The following is an 18,596-nucleotide window of genomic DNA, read 5'->3' on the forward strand; positions in this document are numbered from 1 at the left end:
TAAAAATAGCCGGCAGATTTAACAAGTTACGTTCGAGAATTGTTCGAAATTCTATGGGAGCGTTTTCCGGGCGGTCAAGCTGCGCCATGTTACGGCTGTGAGATAAATTGTTAAGCAGTGACCGCCCGCACGCTCAGAAGTGGTCCTTCCCGTGCCGCACCGCTGCAAAAACCGCACAATCCGAGCCGGTGGCCAGGCGGTGCGTGGTGCTGTAGTTCTCGGCGGCTTCTACAACCATGGCATCGTCCCATCGAAGGAATGGGTTCAACTGCTTTTCCTGGCCGATGGTGGTCGGTACGGTAGGCTCGCCCCGCTCCCGAAGGGTTTTGCAGGCGCTCTCGAACTCGGCCAGTGCCTGGTCCTCGGGTAACCAATGACGAGCGAAGCGGAGGTTAGCCAGCGTATATTCATGGGCGCAGTAAACCGCAGTGTCATCGGGTAGATCGCGCAGGGTCAGGAGCGAGGTGTGCATCTGCTCCGGTGTGCCTTCGAACAGTCGTCCGCAGCCGCAGACAAACAGTGTGTCGCCGCAGAACAGGACGGGTTTGTCATTTACCTGGGTGTCGCTGTAATAGGCAATATGATCCAGTGTATGGCCGGGAACTGCCAGGACATTGAACGTGATGCCTTCCCAGACGACTTCATCGCCGGCATGGACCGTGTTTGTGGCACCCTTGAAGGGCGAATCAGTCGGGCCAACAATACGGATGTCCGGATACTGTTGCTGAAGCTCTTTCACACCGCCGGTGTGATCCGGGTGGTGATGGGTGATCAGGATAGTGTCTGCTGAGAAACCGCTGTCACTGAGATAATCCAGCACCGGCTTTGCCTGGCCGGGATCGACTATCAGGGTCTTGCCGGACTCAAGGTTGGTAAGGCACCAGATATAGTTGTCTGAGAATGCCGGAACCGGATGAATGCGCAAGGTGGCCACCCCATGTGTTCAATGAATGTGCCTGTTATGATAATGCAACAACGAGTACAGCCCAAGGAGCGGCAGGTTGCTCGAGCAATCAAGCCTTTAGTGGACCGGGTAGGGGAGCCAGCGTGACAACCAGCGGCGTGATTGACTATTCAGCACGACATGAGAGTTTTGAACGTTGGGTGCAGACCCCCCTTGGCCGCTCCCTGCTGGCCAGCCAGAGAGCAGTACTTGATAAGGAGCTGCAAGGCCTTACCGGGGCAAGACAACTTCAGGTTGGCCTGAGTCACCGATTGCCTTTGGCGAGTGGTACCGATTTTGCCCAGAAGATTATTACCTGCCCGGCCTGGCATGCCCATATGCCGGAGGGCGTGGCGGTTTGTGACGCCGACGAGCTGCCGTTTCCCGGTGATTCCATGGATCTTGTGATCCTTCATCATACGGCCGATTTCTCTCCGGATCCGCACCAGGTACTTCGCGAGTCCGCCCGTGTATTGCGAGGTGAGGGGCGCATCGCTCTGGTTGGGTTCAACCCCCTCAGTCTCTGGGGCGTACGAAGACTGGTTTCCCGCCATCGGTTTGGCCCCTGGGGTGGTCGGTTCCTGATGCGATCACGAATGGAGGACTGGCTCAGGTTGCTGGGGTTCGAGCTGGAAAACAGTGGCACCTATTTCTGTACCCTTCCGCTGCAGCGAAAACACGGGGCATCCGGAAGACGGCAGCGTTTGGCCGCCAGTAGCCGCCCTCATTTACTGCCCACGGGCGCCTATTACTGTATCCTTGCGCGCAAACGCGAATACGCCCGGATCCGGACCAAGGCATCCTGGCGCAAGAGCAAGGTAATTGCTTTGCCCGGAACCGTGGGGGTATCCAGTGGCTGTGCCAGCCATAGCTCAGGCAGGGTGAACAGGCGTAGAACAGAACAGGAGCAGTAATGGCTGGTAAGGTAGTGATGTATACCGACGGAGCCTGTAAAGGTAACCCGGGCCCCGGGGGGTGGGGTGTTGTGTTGCGCTATGGCGATGCGTGCAAGACCATGCACGGCGGTGAGTTGCAGACCACCAACAACCGAATGGAGCTGATGGCGGCCATTCGAGGCTTAAGGGAGCTCAAGCGCGCTTGCCAGGTGGAGTTGTATACCGACTCACAATACGTGCGCAAGGGCATTACCGAATGGATGAGCGGCTGGAAGCGCAATGGCTGGAAAACCTCGGCAAAGAAACCGGTCAAGAATGCGGATCTGTGGCAGGAGCTCGATGCTGAAACTGCCAGGCACACCGTTAACTGGCATTGGGTGAAGGGTCATTCAGGGCATCCTGATAACGAGTTGGCGGATGAGTTGGCCAACCGCGGAGTCCGCGAACTGAACGGGGCCTGAACCCTGGCCCCTGGAAAACCGATTAATGAGCAGTGAGTGAGAGCGCAGTTGCATGAGACAGATCGTACTGGATACCGAAACCACGGGTATTGATCCGAACGAAGGTCACCGCATTATCGAAATTGGTTGCGTGGAAGTGATCGAGCGCGAGCTGACCGGTCGCAACTATCACGTATACATTAACCCTGAGCGGGAGGTAGAAGCGGAGGCTATCACCGTTCACGGTATCACCAATGAATTTCTGGCCGACAAGCCAAAATTTGCGGAGGTTGCCGACGAGTTCTTTGAGTTCATCAAGGGCGCAGAGCTGGTCATCCATAACGCCGCGTTCGACGTGGGCTTCATGGACTCCGAATTCGCCCGCCTGAAACCGGTTCGGAAAACAGCAGACCACTGCGGCATTGTCGATTCACTGGCCATTGCCAGGAAAAAGCACCCGGGCCAGAAGAACAATCTCGACGCCCTGTGCAAGCGCTATGGAGTGGATAACTCCAACCGTGACCTTCACGGGGCATTGCTGGACGCCGAGATACTGGCAGACGTCTATCTGTTGATGACCGGCGGTCAGACCGCGCTGTCCCTGGATGCCGGCTCCGGCGATGAAGGTGGCGATGGCGGTATTCGCCGGATCTCCGGTGAGCGCGCGCCGTTGGCGGTGGTTCGGGCCACGAGTGATGAAGCCTCTGCCCATGATGAGTTCATGGCGATGATGGAGAAGCAGGCCGGCGAAACGGTGTGGTCCCGGTTGCAGGCAACAGAATGAGAACCACGTTCAGCTGTACCATTTGTTACATTCCGGCTTTCTTGAGCTACTTGAGTTTTGTGTTATAAGTAATGATAAGTTCGCCAGTTTTTTGCGAACCGTTCAGGTATGGGCAAGGGCTGCCTCGCTGAACAGGAAGGACCTGCCCGTATGCAGGCTGCAGTTCATGAACAGGATGCGGTAGTCTCCGCAAATTAACAGGAAGCGTTTATGGTTCAATCGTCTCTGGCGACGAAATCGCAGTCGTTTGATCTGGTCAAAAGTGAAATCGAACAGACCATCAAGCAGGCAGAATCCAGCCTTGAGCGCTTTCAGGAAAACCGCGAGAGCGGGGAAGATCTGCAGAATTGTGTTGATTACCTGAACCAGCTTCGGGGAATCTTCATTCTGGTGGAGCTCCGGGGCGGAACCCTGCTTTGCCAGGAGGCGGTTAATCTCGCCAATGATGTGCCAGTTGGTGCCAACGACGACAAGAATATACTGCTGACAGCACTTAACAGCGCGCTGTTCATTCTCCGCCGTTACGTCGAGTACTACCATCAGCAACGTGAAGATCATCCCGAGCTGCTGCTGCCCGTGATCAATGATCTGCGTGAAGCCCGTCGCGAGAAACCTTATCCCGAATCCTGCTTCTTTGATATCGACATCAAGGAGCGCCCGGACTTTTGCAGCGATCTGGGACTCAGGCCCATGGATGATGCTGAGTCTGAATATGAAATCCTGGCCCGTCGCATGCGCCTGACCTTCCAGGTGGCACTGCTCGGCATTCTCCGCGAGCGCAACGAAGCGGTTAGCAAGAAGCTCATTGCCAGGGCTGCCCGTGGTCTCGCACGGCTGTGTCAGGGAGCGCCTATGGGGCAGATGTGGTGCCTGCTGGCGTTGGTCTCCGATACCATGCTGGATCGTGCCATGGGCTTTAGCAAGGCCCGCAAGCGTCTGCTGATGCGAATCGAGAAATACGCGCGGGAAGTGGTATATGTCGGCAAGGTAGCTACCGCCAAGGACGCCCCCGAATCGCTGATCAAAGATCTGGTCTATCTGCTTTACCGCAGTGGCTCAGCCAACCCTGAGGTGACGCGGGTACTCTCTGCTTATCAGCTCGGTCCTGCCGAATTCCCGGACGCACTTCTTGAGGCTCATTCCCGGCGCCTCTATGGCCCTGGCACGGATGTGCTCAAATCCCTGTCTGAAGCCTTGCAGGAAGAGCTTAATCAGCTGAAGGACAAGCTGGACATCATCGAGCGCGGAATAGAACCGGATCTGGCCGAACTTGCCTCGATTGCCGATACTCTGGAGCGCCTGGCCAATACGCTGGTGATGCTCGATCTGAACCGCCTGGCCAGTATTTCCCGTGAAGAAGCGGCCAAACTGCGTAAATGGGAAGAGGAAAACCGCCTGCCGGCGGAGGAGGAGCTCTATCGTCTGGCGGATTCCGTACTGGGGGTAGAGGATGCCGTCATGCAGATTGTGACCCGTGGCATTACCTCAGAGACCGATGCCCTTGCTGGTGCAGACCGGAGCCGGGACGAATCCGTGTACCTGCAGGAAGCCATCTGGGTTGTGGCGGATGAGGCCCGTAGTGCGTTGACCCTTGCCAAGCGAGCGATCACAGCATTTATCGAATCCGATTACGACAAGCTTCATCTGGCCAATCTGCCGGGGACACTGCGCAGTATCTGGGGTGGCCTGCAAATGGTGGACGACCCCATCGCAGCGGACGTCATTGCCAGGGTCGCGACGTCTATTCAGGAGCGCCTGCTGGATGCGCGCGAAGCCCCTGCGTCTCAGGTTCTGGAAGCGCTGGCGGATGCGCTCACCTCGCTCGAGTACTACATTGAAGGCGTCGGTCGGCGGGAAGACAGGAATGTAGACCTGCTCAAGCTGGCCCAGAGTTCGCTGGATGACGTCGGTCTGTAGACGCCAGGGTGGCCCGAATTTCTGAATGGCATAAAAAAAACCTGCGGTTTGCGCAGGTTTTTTTATAGCTGGTGTTTAACCGGGCTCAGCCCATGTTGAACAGTTCACCCAGCTTGGTTGCCAGCATCATGTCGCCTTCGGCGCGTAGCTGACCAGCCATGAACGCCTGCATGCCGTCGGTCTCGCCAGAGACGATACCCTGCAGGGTTTCAGAGTTCATGATCAGGGTAACAGAAGGATCGTCGTGTGCGCCTTCGTGCAGCTTGCAGGTGCCGTCATTGATCACGAGGTGGTAAGTCTTGTCGTCTTCGATGTCGAACTGGAATACCAGGTCCAGGCCCTGTGCTGCGTCTGCGTTGAAGTTCTGTTCGAGTTTTTCAAATACCTGAGCTACAGACATTGTTTTACCCTTTTTGATGGTTGTCTTGTCATGGTGGTGACGACTAGTGATCCCTGGCAGAGGCAGCCTGTACAGCAGCCGGGGTAGCGCCAACCTCGCAATCCGACTTTATGGTTAGAGCCGGTTCGTGTCAAGCTTGATCGAACGCTTGTTTTAATTTTATCGCGGGCTTATCAGGCCTGTGCCGAGGCGGTACACTTCGGGGTTTGCAAATACGTGTGGAGACTGCATTTTGGAATTTCTGACCGAATACGGCCTGTTCCTCGCCAAGGTGGCGACTTTCGTGGTGGCGGCGATTGTGCTCGTGTCCATCATTGTCTCGGCAACCCAGAAAGACCGGGACGATCACGAAGGTGAGGGTGAGCTGAAAATACGCAAGCTGAACGATCAGTATCGCCGGCTCAGAGAGTCAATCCAGGCCAGGTTGATGACAGACCAGGAACGAAAGGCTTGGCAGAAGAAAAAGAAAAAAGAGGACAAGGCTGAAAAGAAAGCCGCGAAGAAGCAGCCAGAACCTGACGCTACCGAAGAGAAAACGGCGCGGGTTTACGTGCTCGATTTCGACGGTGACATTAAAGCCAGCGATACCGATACCCTGCGGCGTTCAGTGTCGGCGGTTCTGAGTGTTGCCAATCCGGAAACGGACGAAGTGGTTATCCGCCTGGAGAGCGGCGGTGGTCTGGTTCATGCCTATGGGTTGGCGGCAGCCCAGCTGGATCGTGTTCGCAGCAAAGGCATCAAGTTGACCGCCTGCGTCGACAAGGTTGCGGCCAGTGGCGGCTATATGATGGCCTGCGTGGCTGATCGCATTATTGCTTCGCCGTTTGCCGTGCTCGGTTCCATCGGGGTGGTGGCGCAACTCCCGAACTTCCACCGGTTCCTGAAAAAGAACGACGTTGACTTCGAGGTGCTCACCGCGGGTGAACACAAGCGAACGCTGACAATCTTTGGTGAGAACACCGATAAGGGGCGCCAGAAATTCCTCGAGGACCTGGAGGATACCCATGTCCTGTTCAAGGAGTATGTGAGTGAGCGGCGTCCGGATCTGGATATTCAGGCGGTTGCCAATGGAGATATCTGGTTCGGCAAGCGTGCCCTGGACGTGAAGCTGATCGATGAGATCAAAACGTCTGACGAATACCTGATTGAGGCTTGTGAGCGGGGAGACGTGATCTCAGTGTCTTTCCAGCGCAAACGTACACTGCCGGAAAAGCTCGGTTTGGCTACCAGCGCGGCGCTCGAACATACCGTCTGGAAAGTGTTGAGTGCGTTTCGGAATCAAAAAATGCAGTAAACCAGAACTGAACGCCAGCGCATGACGACTCATGCGCTGGTGATTGGTCTCAGGAGGCCCGGCGGCGGAACAGGGGCTGGTCCGTGTCGGTCGCAGCCTGGTAGGTCTGGGTGAAGAAGCTCAGGCACTTCGGTGCCTTTGCAATGTCCTTGTCAGCGCGCAGTACGTAGCTGTCAAAGCCACAGCGCTTCATGAACTGAAGCTGGTCGAGCAGCACATCGCCAATGGCTCGCAGTTCGCCGCGGTAACCGAATCGTTCACGCAGCAAGCGGCCAATGCTGTAACCGCGACCATCGACAAAGCGCGGGAAATTCACCGCAATCAGCGGCAGCTCATTGACTCTCTCACCCAACAGTTCCGGCTCGTCGTGGCTATCAAACCAGACACCTACGGAGGGGTTTCCGGCAAAGTGCTCATGGCCGGCCAGCCACAGATCCGCAGGAATCAATGCGGGGTTATCCTCGGGAATATCCATGGATTCACCCGCCGCAGGACGGGGTACCACGACCCAGTCGTCATTACGAATCGTGCCGTCAGCGGCAACTACATCAGGCATATACCCGCTCCTTGAAAGGTTCCAGACCGACCCGGCGATAGGTGTCCAGGAAGGTTTCTTCTTCTGTCCGGTTTTCCACGTAAACATTGATCAGCTTGCTGATCACTTCAGGCATCTCCTCGCGCGCGAAGGAGGGCCCCAGGATCTTGCCGATGGTGGCATCATGGTGTGAAGACCCGCCCAGACTGATCTGGTAGAACTCCTCGCCTTTCTTGTCGACGCCCAGAACACCAATATTGCCCACATGGTGGTGGCCACAGGCGTTCATGCAGCCTGAAATGTTCAGGTCGATGGGGCCGAGGTCGTACAGGAAGTCCAGGTCATCAAAACGACGCTGGATTGCTTCAGCCACAGGAATCGACTTGGCGTTGGCCAGGGCGCAGAAATCGCCGCCGGGGCAGCAGATAACGTCGTTCAGTGTGTTCAGGTTCGCCGTTGCGAAGCCCAAAGGCACAAGCTTTTGCCAGAGCTCAAACAGTCGATCCTGGCGGACGTCTGCCAGCACCACATTCTGCTCGTGAGTGGCCCGGGCTTCACCGTAGCTGTACTCATCCGCAAGGTCGGCAATCTGCTCCAACTGGAAGTCGGTGACATCCCCCGGGGGCGTACCGGTCTTCTTGAGCGTCAGGGTTACAATAGCGTAGCCCGGCTTTTTGTGACTGTTGACGTTGTGGGTCAACCACTTGTCAAACTCACGGTTCTCGAAGCGCTGTGTCGCCAGCAGGTCGGTAGCATTGTCCAGTGCTTCGTATGCCGGCTCGGTAAAGTAGCCCTGGAATTTGCTCACTACCTCCGGCGTCAGTTGGGAAGGTGAGTCCTTGATGTGGGCCCACTCTGCTTCAACTTTTTCGGCAAAGCCCTCAGGGCTCAGCGCCTTGACCAGAATTTTGATACGCGCCTTGAACTTGTTGTCCCGGCGGCCGTAACGGTTGTAAACCCGGACAATGGCTTCCAGATAAGTCAGCAGATCCAGCTCCGGCAGGAAGTCGCGGATGACCGGGCCAACCATGGGGGTACGACCAAGTCCGCCACCAACGTGAACCCGGAAGCCAAGTTCTCCCTGGTCATTGCGCACCAGCTGCAAGCCGATGTCATGAACCCGGATAGCTGCCCGATCCGTATGCTCGGAGGCATTCACGGCAATCTTGAATTTACGTGGCAAAAACGCAAACTCCGGGTGGAACGTCGACCACTGGCGAATAATCTCGCAATAGGGGCGTGGGTCAGCGATTTCGTCCACCTGGACACCGGAGAACGGGTCCGTGGTGGTGTTCCGGATGCAGTTACCGCTGGTCTGATTTGCGTGCATTTCCACTTCCGCCAGCTCAGCCAGAATATCGGGCACGTCTTCCAGGTTCGGCCAGTTCAGCTGGATGTTGGTGCGGGTGGTGAAATGAGCGTAGCCTTTATCATAGTCCCGGGTTACGCGTGCCAAACGGCGGAGCTGCTCGGAGCGAAGCATGCCGTAAGGGATACAGATACGGAGCATGGGTGCGAGACGCTGAACATAAAGCCCGTTCTGCAGTCGAAGTGGAAGGAATTCCTCTTCAGACAGCTCACCAGCAAGGGCGCGCTCGGTCTGGTCACGGAATTGGGCAACACGCTCTGCGGCTATCTGCCGGTCGTGCTCATCATAAACGTACATAGTGGAACGTCCTGCCTGCTACATCAGAAGAGCTAAAATTTACGGCCGGGTTTCATGGACCGGGCCTTATTCCTGCGAGGCAGGATACCATCGTGTTTTTATTCTCAAAATGATTATTTCAACATAACATTATCGATTCAGGTGATAAGTGATCGCCGCCGGAACTGGACGAATGTCAATTTGCTGCTTTACTTGATCGGGAAAGCCAGAAAAACAACAACTTCGGGTAGGAAGGAGGAAGTGCCATGAAAAAATCCGTGCAATCAGACAGTCAGGCCGATGCAGTGGCGGCGGTATTGCTCGTGCTGCTGGCAGTGGCCTTTGCGGTGGTCTGGGTATCCGGGCAGTAGGCTACTGCCCGGCCAATACCAGTTTGACCACGATGATCAGCCCGCCCACAAACGCGACGGTAAACAGAACGCCGGCAACGATATAGGGCAGCGGGCTGTGGTGTGAAAAGTCTTCCTGGCGGCGCTTGTCAGACTGCACACCGAAAGCGCCGGCAAGGATGCTTTGCATGATCTTCAGAACCCCCGGGCTGCGGGGGCGTTCATTGTTATTGTTGTTTTCGGTCACGTCATTCATGGAATACGCCTCAGGTTATTCCGCCGGATCGTACGCCAGGCTTGGCATCAACCAGCGTTCAGCCTCAGCCTTGGTCAGGCCTTTGCGTTCAGCATAGTCCTCAACCTGATCAACGCCAATTTTGCCAACGGCAAAGTACTTGGCTTCCGGGTGGGCGAAGTACCAACCGGAGACTGCTGCGGTTGGATACATGGCAAAATGCTCCGTTAGCTGCAGGCTGGTGTTAGCGGTGGCGTCCAGCAGTTTGAACAGTGTGGCCTTTTCAGTGTGGTCCGGGCAGGCGGGGTAGCCGGGGGCCGGGCGGATACCACGATAGCGTTCCTTGATCAGGTCCTCGTTGGCCATCTGTTCATCGGTGGCATAACCCCAGAATTCCTTGCGCACCCGTTCGTGCATGCGTTCGGCAAAGGCTTCGGCCAAGCGGTCTGCCAGGGCCTGCACCATAATGGCGCTGTAGTCGTCGTGGGCGTTTTTGAACTCAGTGGTCAGTTCGTCGACGCCGATGCCGGTGGTCACCGCAAAGCCGCCCACGTAATCGCCCAGATGCAGACTCTCCGGCGCCACGAAGTCGGACAGCGCCATCATTGGCTTGCCCGGAGCCTTCTCATCCTGCTGACGCAAATGGTGCAGGGTAGTCAGCTCTTCGGTTCGGGACTCATCGGTGTACACCACAATGTCATCACCCCGGCGATTGGCGGGCCAGAACCCGATAACGCCTCTTGCGGAGATCCGCTTTTCCCCGATCATCTGTTTCAGTAGTTTCTGGGCATCGTCAAACAGGGTACGGGCGGCGTCGCCACGCTTCGGGTCGTCAAAAATGGCCGGGTATTTGCCGGCGATGTCCCAGGAAATAAAGAACGGTGTCCAGTCGATGTAGTCCACCAGTTCGTTCAGATCATACTCTTCGAACACCCGGACACCGGTAAACGCAGGCTTGGGCGGCTGGTAGTTCTCGAAATCGATTTCCGGTGCACGGGCACGGGCTTCTTTCAGCGACACCAGCTTGGTGCGGTCGCCACGGTTCTTCCGGCGTTCCCGGATTTCATCATATTCGGTGCGGGCTGCTTCCACGAAAGCCGGCTTGGCGGTCTTGCTCAACAGCTGGGACGCCACGTTCACACAGCGGGAGGCATCAGACACGTAAAGGGCGATGTCGTTCTTGTACTGGGGCTCGATTTTGACCGCGGTGTGGGCTTTGGAAGTTGTCGCGCCACCAATCATCAGGGGAATTCTGAAATCCAGGCGCTGCATTTCCCGGGCCACGTGCACCATCTCATCCAGTGACGGTGTGATCAGGCCGCTCAGGCCAATCATGTCGACATTTTCTTTTCGGGCTGTTTCCAGAATCTTTTCACAGGGCACCATTACGCCAAGGTCGATTACCTCGTAGTTGTTGCACTGCAGGACGACGCCAACAATGTTCTTGCCAATGTCGTGTACGTCGCCCTTGACCGTGGCCATCAGTATCTTGCCCTTGGCCTGCTGGTCTTCGGTTTTCTCAGCTTCGATGTACGGAATCAGGTGCGCCACGGCCTGCTTCATCACCCGGGCGCTTTTGACCACCTGGGGCAAGAACATCTTGCCGTCACCGAAAAGATCGCCAACCACGTTCATGCCGGCCATCAGCGGGCCTTCGATTACCTCGATGGGGTGGCTGGCGTTTTGCCGGCAGGCTTCCGTGTCGTCAATAATGTAACTGGTAATGCCTTTAACCAGGGCATGCTCCAGGCGCTTCTCAACGGGCCATTCACGCCAGGCAAGGTCTTCCTCTTTGGCCTGGCCGCCTTTGCCTCTGAACTTTTCGGCCGCTTCGAGCAGGCGATCGGTGGAGTCATCCCGGCGGTTCAGAACCACGTCTTCCACCAGTTCTTTCAAGTCAGGCTCGATCTCGTCATAGATCACCAGTTGGCCGGGATTCACGATGCCCATATTCATGCCGGCCTTGACCGCGTGATACAGGAAAACCGAGTGGATGGCCTCACGCACCGCATCGTTGCCGCGGAATGAGAACGAGACGTTGCTTACGCCGCCGGAGATAGAGGCGTGGGGGCAGTGCTCCCGGATCCAGCGTGTGGCGTTGATAAAGTCCACTGCGTAGTTGTTGTGCTCCTCAATACCGGTAGCAATGGCAAAGATGTTGGGGTCAAAAATGATGTCGGCCGGGTTGAAGCCGATGCCGGTCAGCACATCATAGGAGCGTTTGCAGATTTCAGTCTTGCGTTCGAAGGTATCGGCCTGGCCGTCTTCGTCAAAGGCCATCACCACCACCGCAGCGCCGTAACGCATGCAGTCCCTGGCACGTTTGATGAACTCCTCTTCGCCTTCTTTCAGGCTGATGGAGTTCACCACGGCCTTGCCCTGGATGCAGCGTAAACCCGCTTCGATCACGTCCCACTTGGACGAGTCGATCATGATCGGTACGCGGGAAATGTCTGGTTCAGAGGCCACCAGGTTCAGGAAGGTAACCATCACTTCCCTGGAATCCAGCATGCCCTCGTCCATGTTGATATCGATGATCTGCGCACCGTTCTCAACCTGGTCCCGGGCAACGCTCAGGGCTTCTTCATATTGCTCTTCCTTGATCAGCCGCAGGAAGCGCTTGGAACCGGTTACGTTGGTGCGCTCACCGACGTTGATGAACAGGGTGTTTTCGTCACCGGTGAACGGTTCCAGGCCGGAGAGCCTGAGTGCTTTCGGGCGTTCAGGAATTTGTCTCGGCGGGTACTTGGCCACGGCCCTGGCGATGGCTTCAATATGGTCCGGGCGCGAACCGCAACAGCCGCCAATGATGTTGAGAAAGCCGTCTTTGGCAAAGCCTTCAATGATCTCGGCCATTTCCTCCGGGGTCTGGTCGTATTCGCCAAACTCGTTGGGCAGCCCGGCGTTGGGGTGGGCTGATACGTAGGTTTCGGCCTTGTTCGACAGTTCTTCCACATAAGGCCGCAGCGCGTCCGCGCCAAGAGCACAGTTCAGACCCACGGAAATCGGCTTTGCGTGGGCAACCGAGTTGTAGAAAGCTTCGGTGGTTTGCCCGGAAAGTGTTCGGCCAGAGGCATCGGTGATGGTTCCGGAAATCATGATCGGCAGCTCAATACCACTGTCGATAAAGAACTGCTGGGTCGCGTAGATTGCCGCCTTGGCGTTCAGAGTGTCGAAAATGGTTTCGATCAGAATAAGGTCTGAGCCGCCCTCGACCAGGCCGGAGACCGCCTCGTAGTAATTGTCGACCAGAGTCTGGAAATCCACGTTCCGGTAACCGGGATTGTTCACATCCGGTGAAATAGAGGCGGTGCGGGAGGTGGGGCCCACGGCACCGGCCACAAACCGCGGCTTGTCGGGATTCCTGGCGGTGAACTCGTCGGCGATTTCCCGTGCCAGCTTCGCCGCAGCCACGTTCAGTTCCCTGGCCAGCTCTTCCAGACCGTAGTCGGCCTGTGACAGCTTGGTGGAGTTGAAGGTGTTGGTCTCGATAATGTCGGCGCCGGCATCCAGATAATCTGCATGGATGTTGCGGAGCAGGGCAGGCTGGGTAAGGTTCAGCAGGTCATTGTTGCCCTGGACTTCCCGTTCGTAATCCTTGAACCGATCGCCCCGGAATGCGGCCTCATCCAGTTTCTGGTTCTGGATCATGGTGCCCATGCCACCATCAAGAATGACAATCCGCTCCTTGAGGGCTTGGTGCAGCTGTTCCAGGCGTGTATTGCGATCGGTCATAGAAAACTCTTCCGGGTGTCGTTATTAACGTCGTGTTTTACGTTTTGGCGCGGGATCATAGCAAAAATGCTGAAAGGCGTCTTAGTACGGATGATCATTATCAAGTTCCGTTTTGCCTGTCCGCCGTTGGGATAAGGGAAACTGATTACCCCATTAATGCCCGACTATTTTACTTGGTCTTTTATGTTCCGGCGATCTCTCATAAAATGTCAGTCACACTTGATAACAGGTAGGAAGCATGGCTCTGGTAACTGTGACTGATTCCGCAAGGGATTATCTTGCGCAACTGATTGAAAAGCAGGACGTTGAAGGTATGGGCGTACGCATTTTCGTGACCCAGCCCGGCACCCGCAACGCAGAGACCTGTCTGGCATACTGTCCGCCCAATGAAGTTGTGCCAACCGATGAGCAGGTCAACCTGGAGAAGTTTACTCTGTATCTGGACCATAATTCGGTGCCGTTCCTGGAAGACGCATATGTCGATTACTCCAAGGATCAGATGGGCGGGCAACTGACCATCAAGGCGCCTAATGCCAAGGTGCCGCAGGTGGCTGATGATGCGCCCCTGCCGGAGCGTGTGAACTACGTGCTGGCCTCTGAAATCAATCCCAACCTGGCAGCTCATGGCGGTGATGTTTCGCTGGTTGAGATTGTTGACGAATCGGTTGCGGTGTTGCGCTTTGGTGGCGGGTGCCAGGGCTGCTCTGCGGTCAGCCTGACGCTGAAGCAGGGTGTCGAGAAGACACTGAAGGAACGCGTACCTGAAATCTCCGCGGTGCGTGATGTGACAGACCACTCGAATACCGAAAACGCTTACTATCAATAAGTTGCACCCTTCCTCCGGCAGTCGCCCCTTCTCTGGCGGCTGCCAGAAACACCTGCCTTGCCTGGCTACACGGCCAATGGCCTGTTAAGCGCAATACTTCATTATCGGTCACATAAACAGAATCAAAGGCCGGGTATTATCCGTGCCGTGTGAGCGAATGCTTTTTCTATTTCGGGGTAACGCTTGACTGACCTTGCTCTTGTGTCCGTGCCTGTAATGGCTGCCGTGGTGGGATGGTTCACTAACTGGCTCGCCATTCAGATGTCCTTTCATCCTGTCCGGTTCATCGGCGTTGGGGTTATTGGCTGGCAAGGGGTAATTCCGCGCAAGGCCGAGAAAATGGCCCACATCTGTATTGATCGCACCCTGCAGAAGTTTGGCGACCTGAATTCTGTGTACCAGAAGCTGGAGCCCAACCGCATTGTGGAACAGGTGGTGGCTCAGGTGACGCCCCGCATGGATGAGTACATTGACGAGGTCATGTACGAAATCCAGCCGGTACTCTGGGATAATCTGCCGCTGTTTGTTCGGGCCCGGATCTATCAGTGGGCGCGGCAACAGCTACCCAATCGGGTAGAGGAGCTGGTGGAGGATTTTGGTGACGATCTTGATGAGCTGGTCGATCTCAAGGCGCTGTTGAGTCGGGAGTTGCAGAACCATCCGGACCTGATGAATCGTATCTTCCAGCAGGCCGGTGCGGTTGAGCTCAGGTCGGTTATTAATCGGGGCGCTATCATCGGAGCGGTGATGGGTGCCGCGTTGGCGCCGGTTTCCGTGTTCTACCCCCAGCCCTGGTTACTGCCGGTGGGCGGGTTCTTTATAGGCTTCGTGACTAACTGGATTGCCATCAACCTGATTTTCGCTCCGGTACGTCCGCGCAGAGTGCTGTTCTGGCAATTGCAGGGGCTGTTCCTGCGTCGGCAGGATGAAATCAGCGATATATGGGCGCGTCTGGTGGCGGAGGAATTGATCACGGTCGAGAAAGTCGCCGATGCAATGATCAACGGTCAGCATGGTGACCGTACCCGCGCCATCATCCAGAAACACCTGCGCCCCATGCTCGACAATTCCATGGTCATGAAGCTGGCGGCCCAGGTGTCTGTGGGCATGACCGGTTACACCGAGCTCAAGCGTGTGATGAATCAGAAAGCGGTGCTGGCCACGCGGGATGTATTCAGTGATCCCGCTTTCAATCGTGAGCGTGCACCAGTCGTCGCGGGGGTGCTGGCCAGCCAGATGAAGGCCCTGCGACCGGAAGAATTCCAGGACATACTCAGGCCGGCGTTCCGGGAGGAAGAAATTCAGCTGATGTTCGTGGGTGGCTTGTTTGGTGCTGTGGCCGGGCTCGTTCAGTTTCTTGCCATGACCGGCTTGCCCCGGGCCGTACTGGGCTAACCACACCAGGGAGAATAGCGTATGCCAGTTTGGGCACAGATCCTCACACAGATTTTTTTGACAGCGTTCACCGTAACGGCTGTTCTCTTCGGGTTCTGGTTCTGGGTGGTAAAGCCATGGCTGGCTGAGCGCATTCAGGATTTGATTGATACCGCCAATGAGATTGAGCCGAAGGTGACCAGCGGCGTTCAGAAGGGTGTTGCTGAATCTATCCGGCAGATACCCCAAAGCGCCTGGGATGGTGCCACCAGGGAATCCACTCGCCAGTTCCTCAAGTTTGGTTCAAACCTGTTTGAAAACGGGCTGAGCACTTTTCTGGGGGCCGCTGCCGAAGAACAGCAAGCCAATCAGGCGCGGTCAGCCGAAAAGCGCGACAAGTAACAGCGCGATATTTTCCACTGGCTCAGAGGCAATTCGTAGGACGAGGCAGTCCGGCAATCCGGCAGGCAGTTTTGGCGGGTGTTCCGGGGAACAGTGTCATCAGGTAGATGCTGTCTCCTTTCTCGTCCCCCAGCGCCTCTCTCACGGCCTTCACGAACAAACGGTTCGATGGCGGTGAAATTTCATGCTGTTTATAAAAATTCCTTAGAAAATATATGATTTCCCAGTGTTTTTCCGTTAACTCAATGTCGTCTTCCTGAGCGATTTCCCAGGCTACCTCATCGGTCCAGGTGGCCGCGTCCTCCAGAAAACCCTCGTTGTTTCTCTCAGGCGAATTCGAAGTACTCATGGTTTACCAGTTGATGATTCGTGAATGATTAACGGTCAGCTGCACAAAACCGGCGTAGTCGACCAGTTGATCTGCGGGCACGCGATTGGCCACGGCGCGCGCATTTGCGTCAGCCTCCAGGCCATAAGAAGCCCCTGGCAACTGCTTTCCGCGATCGAGCAGCGCCAACACGGCATCTTCAATCAGCAGTAGCGTGTCACCCTGTTGAGCAGATGCCAGACAATGCCGGAATCTGGCGTGTTCCGGAGCTTTGTTGATGATGTGCAGGGTTGCGGTCGTGTTTTCAGGCATGACAGGGTCCTATCCGGCAAAAACAACGCGGGAAAACTGGCTCAGGGTTTTGGAAATCGATTCCGACGGCGTGCTTCCTGGCAGCAAATCGTCGAACTCCAGTCCATATTGCGCGCATGCTTGGGCATCCACCAGTATCTGTTCAACGCCGAACAGGGCGGCCGCAGAGAGGTTCTTCGCCACAGATTTCTGGCCGACGGCGTCGGCGGCCTGGCCTTTGCACAGCCAGTTGACGCCAGCCCCCAGAAACAGCATGGCGGCGGGCTGGTCGAAGGCCGCCAGGGAGAAGGTCATGTCCAGCGCGTCTCGTCCTGCCCAGGAGCCATAGGGTGGCTGATCGATCACAATCAGGGTGGTCATGGTCAGTGTGTCCCGTGAAAATAAAGAACCCGGTTGGACTTCAGGTTTCCCTCTACCCACTCGCCAAGACCGGCAATTTCGAAGGGTGCCCTGAGATTGCTGGCAGTCAGCTCGTAACGGGCCTGTTCGGTCTTATCGACAATGCCGCGGCGCAGGGCTGAAGCAATGCAGGCGACCGCTGTGATGTTGTTCCCGGAAAGGAATTCAGACCACAGTCGCGGCCAGTGTTGCTCATCGGAGGGAGGAGCGCTCAGGGCTGACGCCAGGTGTACGCCATCGCCATACAGGAACACCCGGTCGATACGGTGGCCCGCTTTCAGCAGGGCCTGAGCGAATGACAGGGCAGTCTGGGGAGCCTGTGTTGCCCAGGGGGCACCGGTAATCACGAGTGTGTAACTGAGTGGCTGAGGCATGAATCTGGATGCTGACTGATGGAAACCCTGCAAGTGTACCTAAAGCAAAAACCCCGGCATAGGCCGGGGTTTTCTCAAGGCGTTGGGCTGAGTGTACTGATCAATCTTCGCCGCTGAACGCTGACAGCAGGTGCAGCAGGCTGACGAACAGGTTGTAGATGGACACATACAGGCCTACGGTGGCGATGATGTAGTTACGCTCGCCACCCTTGATGATCTGGCTGGTCTCGAACAGGATCATGATCGAAGCGAAGATCGTGAAGCCTGCGGAAACGGCCAGGTGCAGAACTGAGCTCTCCATGAAGAACGCCAGCAGCATGGCGCCAATCAGCACGAATGCACCAGCGGTCAGGAAGCTGGACAGGAAGCTGAAGTCCTTCTTGGTGATGATGGCGGTTGCGGACAGGCCCACGAACGCGACGGCAGTCAACGTCAGTGCCTGAGCAACAATCTGTGAGGCGCCTGCAGCAACAAACGCACCGATGATCGGGCCAAGGGTATAACCCATAAAGCCGGTCAGTGCGAAGGTGGTGACGATGCCCCAGGGGCTGTTCTTCAGCTTATAGGTGGCAAACAGCAGGCCGATGTAGCCCACGATGGTAATCAGGAAGCCCGGGTGCGTGCCATTCATGTTCAGGAACGCGGTAACGGCTGAAAACGCCAGGGTCATACCGAGCAACATGTAGGTGTTGCGCAACACCTTCATGGCGTCGTCGCTGATACCTGCCGCTGCGCGACTGGTTTCGCTGGCCGGCGAGTAGGCCGCCTGGTTGTTCTGAACGCCGAAACGTCTGTCTTCCATTGTCATCTCCGTTTAGTGCTCTAGTGCAACTGGATACTGTAGACCATCATAATGTCGAAACCGCAACTTTCAATCATTTACGACAGAGAAACACCAAATGGATTCCATTAAAACGCGGTAATCTTGTCTAAGCTCTGACCAGAAGCCACGGAATTTGCTTTGTTTTTATTGCAGGGCGTTGACAGAGGGGGCAAATCCGGTATCATTCCTCCCGCTGTCGACAAGGCAGCTATCCGAAGCGTTTCCCGATGCTTCGACAAGACGGTGGGCTGGCAGAGTGGCTGAATGCAGCGGTCTTGAAAACCGCCGACGGTTAATAGCCGTCCCGGGGTTCGAATCCCTGGCCCACCGCCATTTTTCTTCTTGTTTTTCCTCTTGATACCCCAATATCCTGGTTACACCAATCCCTCCGTTGGATTCCAAACACCACGCTTCATATCCGGGAGATTTCATCCATGGCTGAAGAACCGGAAAGTCAGGAACAGTCAGATCGCAAAAACCGCCGCTTCGCAGTGTCAGCCAATCGAGGCAGGGCGAGCCATCGCGTGCGTTATGTCGAGACCGGTGGCGCGGCCGTAGATACGGAAGAGTGCACCTTTTGTCAG

At 56.2% G+C, this 18,596-nt stretch carries 19 protein-coding genes and 1 tRNA gene; 9 read left to right on the top strand and 11 right to left on the bottom strand.

Annotated features, from left to right (window positions below):
- Positions 1 to 133: 133 nt before the first annotated feature.
- Positions 134 to 925 carry a hydroxyacylglutathione hydrolase gene (gene gloB, locus OZ656_RS10240; protein WP_278350635.1) on the bottom strand — a complete coding sequence of 264 codons (792 nt, stop codon included), beginning with the start codon at positions 923 to 925 and terminating at the stop codon, positions 134 to 136.
- A 122-nt stretch (positions 926 to 1,047) separates the two neighbouring features.
- On the opposite strand from gloB, the gene OZ656_RS10245 reads away from it, so the two are divergent.
- The 4 genes from OZ656_RS10245 to OZ656_RS10260 all read left to right on the top strand — a co-directional run bounded on the left by OZ656_RS10245 (position 1,048) and on the right by OZ656_RS10260 (position 4,980).
- Positions 1,048 to 1,857 carry a class I SAM-dependent methyltransferase gene (locus OZ656_RS10245; RefSeq protein WP_278350634.1) on the top strand — a complete coding sequence of 270 codons (810 nt, stop codon included), beginning with the start codon at positions 1,048 to 1,050 and terminating at the stop codon, positions 1,855 to 1,857.
- Positions 1,857 to 2,300: a ribonuclease HI gene (rnhA, locus tag OZ656_RS10250; RefSeq protein WP_011785020.1), complete on the top strand. Its 444-nt coding sequence runs from the start codon at positions 1,857 to 1,859 to the stop codon at positions 2,298 to 2,300. The genes OZ656_RS10245 and rnhA overlap by 1 nt, the downstream gene beginning before the upstream one ends.
- A gap of 52 nt (positions 2,301 to 2,352) precedes the next feature.
- The gene (gene dnaQ / locus OZ656_RS10255; protein WP_011785019.1) at positions 2,353 to 3,063 is read left to right on the top strand and encodes a DNA polymerase III subunit epsilon; all 711 of its coding nucleotides are present in this window, start codon (positions 2,353 to 2,355) and stop codon (positions 3,061 to 3,063) included.
- A gap of 210 nt (positions 3,064 to 3,273) precedes the next feature.
- The gene (locus OZ656_RS10260; RefSeq protein ID WP_022991196.1) at positions 3,274 to 4,980 is read left to right on the top strand and encodes a hypothetical protein; all 1,707 of its coding nucleotides are present in this window, start codon (positions 3,274 to 3,276) and stop codon (positions 4,978 to 4,980) included.
- A gap of 85 nt (positions 4,981 to 5,065) precedes the next feature.
- Here OZ656_RS10260 and OZ656_RS10265 read toward each other — a convergent pair whose 3' ends face one another.
- Positions 5,066 to 5,380, bottom strand: coding sequence for an SCP2 sterol-binding domain-containing protein (locus tag OZ656_RS10265; RefSeq protein WP_011785017.1), 315 nt, complete (start codon positions 5,378 to 5,380; stop codon positions 5,066 to 5,068).
- 232 nt (positions 5,381 to 5,612) lie between these two features.
- Between OZ656_RS10265 and sohB the strand changes: the two genes are divergently transcribed.
- Positions 5,613 to 6,674, top strand: coding sequence for a protease SohB (sohB, locus tag OZ656_RS10270; protein ID WP_226596380.1), 1,062 nt, complete (start codon positions 5,613 to 5,615; stop codon positions 6,672 to 6,674).
- Between the two features lie 49 nt (positions 6,675 to 6,723).
- On the opposite strand, the gene OZ656_RS10275 is transcribed toward sohB, so the two are convergent.
- The 4 genes from OZ656_RS10275 to metH form a co-directional block, all read right to left on the bottom strand.
- Positions 6,724 to 7,230 (bottom strand): DUF934 domain-containing protein, encoded by a 507-nt coding sequence (locus OZ656_RS10275; protein ID WP_014421404.1) that lies wholly within the window; start codon positions 7,228 to 7,230, stop codon positions 6,724 to 6,726.
- Entirely contained in the window at positions 7,223 to 8,875 is a 1,653-nt protein-coding gene (locus OZ656_RS10280) for a nitrite/sulfite reductase (RefSeq protein ID WP_278350633.1), read from the bottom strand. Before OZ656_RS10280 ends, OZ656_RS10275 begins: the two co-directional genes overlap by 8 nt.
- 351 nt (positions 8,876 to 9,226) lie before the next feature.
- Positions 9,227 to 9,460: a DUF2970 domain-containing protein gene (locus OZ656_RS10285; RefSeq protein WP_014421407.1), complete on the bottom strand. Its 234-nt coding sequence runs from the start codon at positions 9,458 to 9,460 to the stop codon at positions 9,227 to 9,229.
- Positions 9,461 to 9,475: 15 nt separating this feature from the next.
- Complete coding sequence (metH, locus tag OZ656_RS10290) at positions 9,476 to 13,174, bottom strand: methionine synthase (protein WP_153739908.1); 3,699 nt, start codon at positions 13,172 to 13,174, stop codon at positions 9,476 to 9,478.
- 238 nt (positions 13,175 to 13,412) lie between these two features.
- On the opposite strand from metH, the gene nfuA reads away from it, so the two are divergent.
- The 3 genes from nfuA to OZ656_RS10305 all read left to right on the top strand — a co-directional run bounded on the left by nfuA (position 13,413) and on the right by OZ656_RS10305 (position 15,776).
- Complete coding sequence (gene nfuA, locus OZ656_RS10295) at positions 13,413 to 14,000, top strand: Fe-S biogenesis protein NfuA (RefSeq protein WP_011785011.1); 588 nt, start codon at positions 13,413 to 13,415, stop codon at positions 13,998 to 14,000.
- A gap of 183 nt (positions 14,001 to 14,183) precedes the next feature.
- Positions 14,184 to 15,395: a DUF445 domain-containing protein gene (locus OZ656_RS10300; protein ID WP_194841878.1), complete on the top strand. Its 1,212-nt coding sequence runs from the start codon at positions 14,184 to 14,186 to the stop codon at positions 15,393 to 15,395.
- 21 nt (positions 15,396 to 15,416) lie between these two features.
- On the top strand, positions 15,417 to 15,776 hold the full coding sequence (locus OZ656_RS10305) for a hypothetical protein (RefSeq protein WP_278350631.1): 360 nt from the start codon (positions 15,417 to 15,419) through the stop codon (positions 15,774 to 15,776).
- A gap of 22 nt (positions 15,777 to 15,798) precedes the next feature.
- Here the strand turns inward: OZ656_RS10305 and OZ656_RS10310 are convergent, their stop codons facing one another.
- The 5 genes from OZ656_RS10310 to OZ656_RS10330 form a co-directional block, all read right to left on the bottom strand.
- Positions 15,799 to 16,125, bottom strand: a complete 327-nt coding sequence (locus tag OZ656_RS10310) for a TusE/DsrC/DsvC family sulfur relay protein (protein ID WP_278350630.1) — start codon at positions 16,123 to 16,125, stop codon at positions 15,799 to 15,801.
- A 3-nt stretch (positions 16,126 to 16,128) separates the two neighbouring features.
- Positions 16,129 to 16,416 (bottom strand): sulfurtransferase complex subunit TusB, encoded by a 288-nt coding sequence (tusB, locus tag OZ656_RS10315; protein WP_278350629.1) that lies wholly within the window; start codon positions 16,414 to 16,416, stop codon positions 16,129 to 16,131.
- Positions 16,417 to 16,425: 9 nt separating this feature from the next.
- Complete coding sequence (locus tag OZ656_RS10320; RefSeq protein WP_272998836.1) at positions 16,426 to 16,776, bottom strand: DsrE family protein; 351 nt, start codon at positions 16,774 to 16,776, stop codon at positions 16,426 to 16,428.
- A gap of 2 nt (positions 16,777 to 16,778) precedes the next feature.
- The gene (gene tusD, locus OZ656_RS10325; protein WP_153739903.1) at positions 16,779 to 17,189 is read right to left on the bottom strand and encodes a sulfurtransferase complex subunit TusD; all 411 of its coding nucleotides are present in this window, start codon (positions 17,187 to 17,189) and stop codon (positions 16,779 to 16,781) included.
- Positions 17,190 to 17,289: 100 nt separating this feature from the next.
- Positions 17,290 to 17,991, bottom strand: a complete 702-nt coding sequence (locus tag OZ656_RS10330) for a Bax inhibitor-1/YccA family protein (protein WP_153739902.1) — start codon at positions 17,989 to 17,991, stop codon at positions 17,290 to 17,292.
- A gap of 263 nt (positions 17,992 to 18,254) precedes the next feature.
- Here OZ656_RS10330 and OZ656_RS10335 point away from each other — a divergent pair.
- A tRNA-Ser gene (locus tag OZ656_RS10335) sits at positions 18,255 to 18,345 on the top strand.
- The last annotated feature ends 251 nt before the right edge of the window (positions 18,346 to 18,596 follow it).

Origin of the sequence: Marinobacter sp. LM1, assembly GCF_042763285.1 — a bacterium.
GTDB classification, from domain to species: domain Bacteria; phylum Pseudomonadota; class Gammaproteobacteria; order Pseudomonadales; family Oleiphilaceae; genus Marinobacter; species Marinobacter nauticus.

Coding starts and splice junctions, on each gene's coding strand:
- nfuA (WP_011785011.1), top strand. CDS start 13,413: ATGGCTCTGGTAACTGTGACTGATTCCGCAAGGGATTATCTTGCGCAA.
- OZ656_RS10285 (WP_014421407.1), bottom strand. CDS start 9,460: ATGAATGACGTGACCGAAAACAACAATAACAATGAACGCCCCCGCAGC.
- dnaQ (WP_011785019.1), top strand. CDS start 2,353: ATGAGACAGATCGTACTGGATACCGAAACCACGGGTATTGATCCGAAC.
- OZ656_RS10305 (WP_278350631.1), top strand. CDS start 15,417: ATGCCAGTTTGGGCACAGATCCTCACACAGATTTTTTTGACAGCGTTC.
- tusD (WP_153739903.1), bottom strand. CDS start 17,189: ATGCCTCAGCCACTCAGTTACACACTCGTGATTACCGGTGCCCCCTGG.
- tusB (WP_278350629.1), bottom strand. CDS start 16,416: ATGCCTGAAAACACGACCGCAACCCTGCACATCATCAACAAAGCTCCG.
- OZ656_RS10260 (WP_022991196.1), top strand. CDS start 3,274: ATGGTTCAATCGTCTCTGGCGACGAAATCGCAGTCGTTTGATCTGGTC.
- OZ656_RS10310 (WP_278350630.1), bottom strand. CDS start 16,125: ATGAGTACTTCGAATTCGCCTGAGAGAAACAACGAGGGTTTTCTGGAG.
- OZ656_RS10330 (WP_153739902.1), bottom strand. CDS start 17,991: ATGGAAGACAGACGTTTCGGCGTTCAGAACAACCAGGCGGCCTACTCG.
- OZ656_RS10280 (WP_278350633.1), bottom strand. CDS start 8,875: ATGTACGTTTATGATGAGCACGACCGGCAGATAGCCGCAGAGCGTGTT.
- rnhA (WP_011785020.1), top strand. CDS start 1,857: ATGGCTGGTAAGGTAGTGATGTATACCGACGGAGCCTGTAAAGGTAAC.
- OZ656_RS10320 (WP_272998836.1), bottom strand. CDS start 16,776: ATGACCACCCTGATTGTGATCGATCAGCCACCCTATGGCTCCTGGGCA.
- metH (WP_153739908.1), bottom strand. CDS start 13,174: ATGACCGATCGCAATACACGCCTGGAACAGCTGCACCAAGCCCTCAAG.
- OZ656_RS10265 (WP_011785017.1), bottom strand. CDS start 5,380: ATGTCTGTAGCTCAGGTATTTGAAAAACTCGAACAGAACTTCAACGCA.
- OZ656_RS10275 (WP_014421404.1), bottom strand. CDS start 7,230: ATGCCTGATGTAGTTGCCGCTGACGGCACGATTCGTAATGACGACTGG.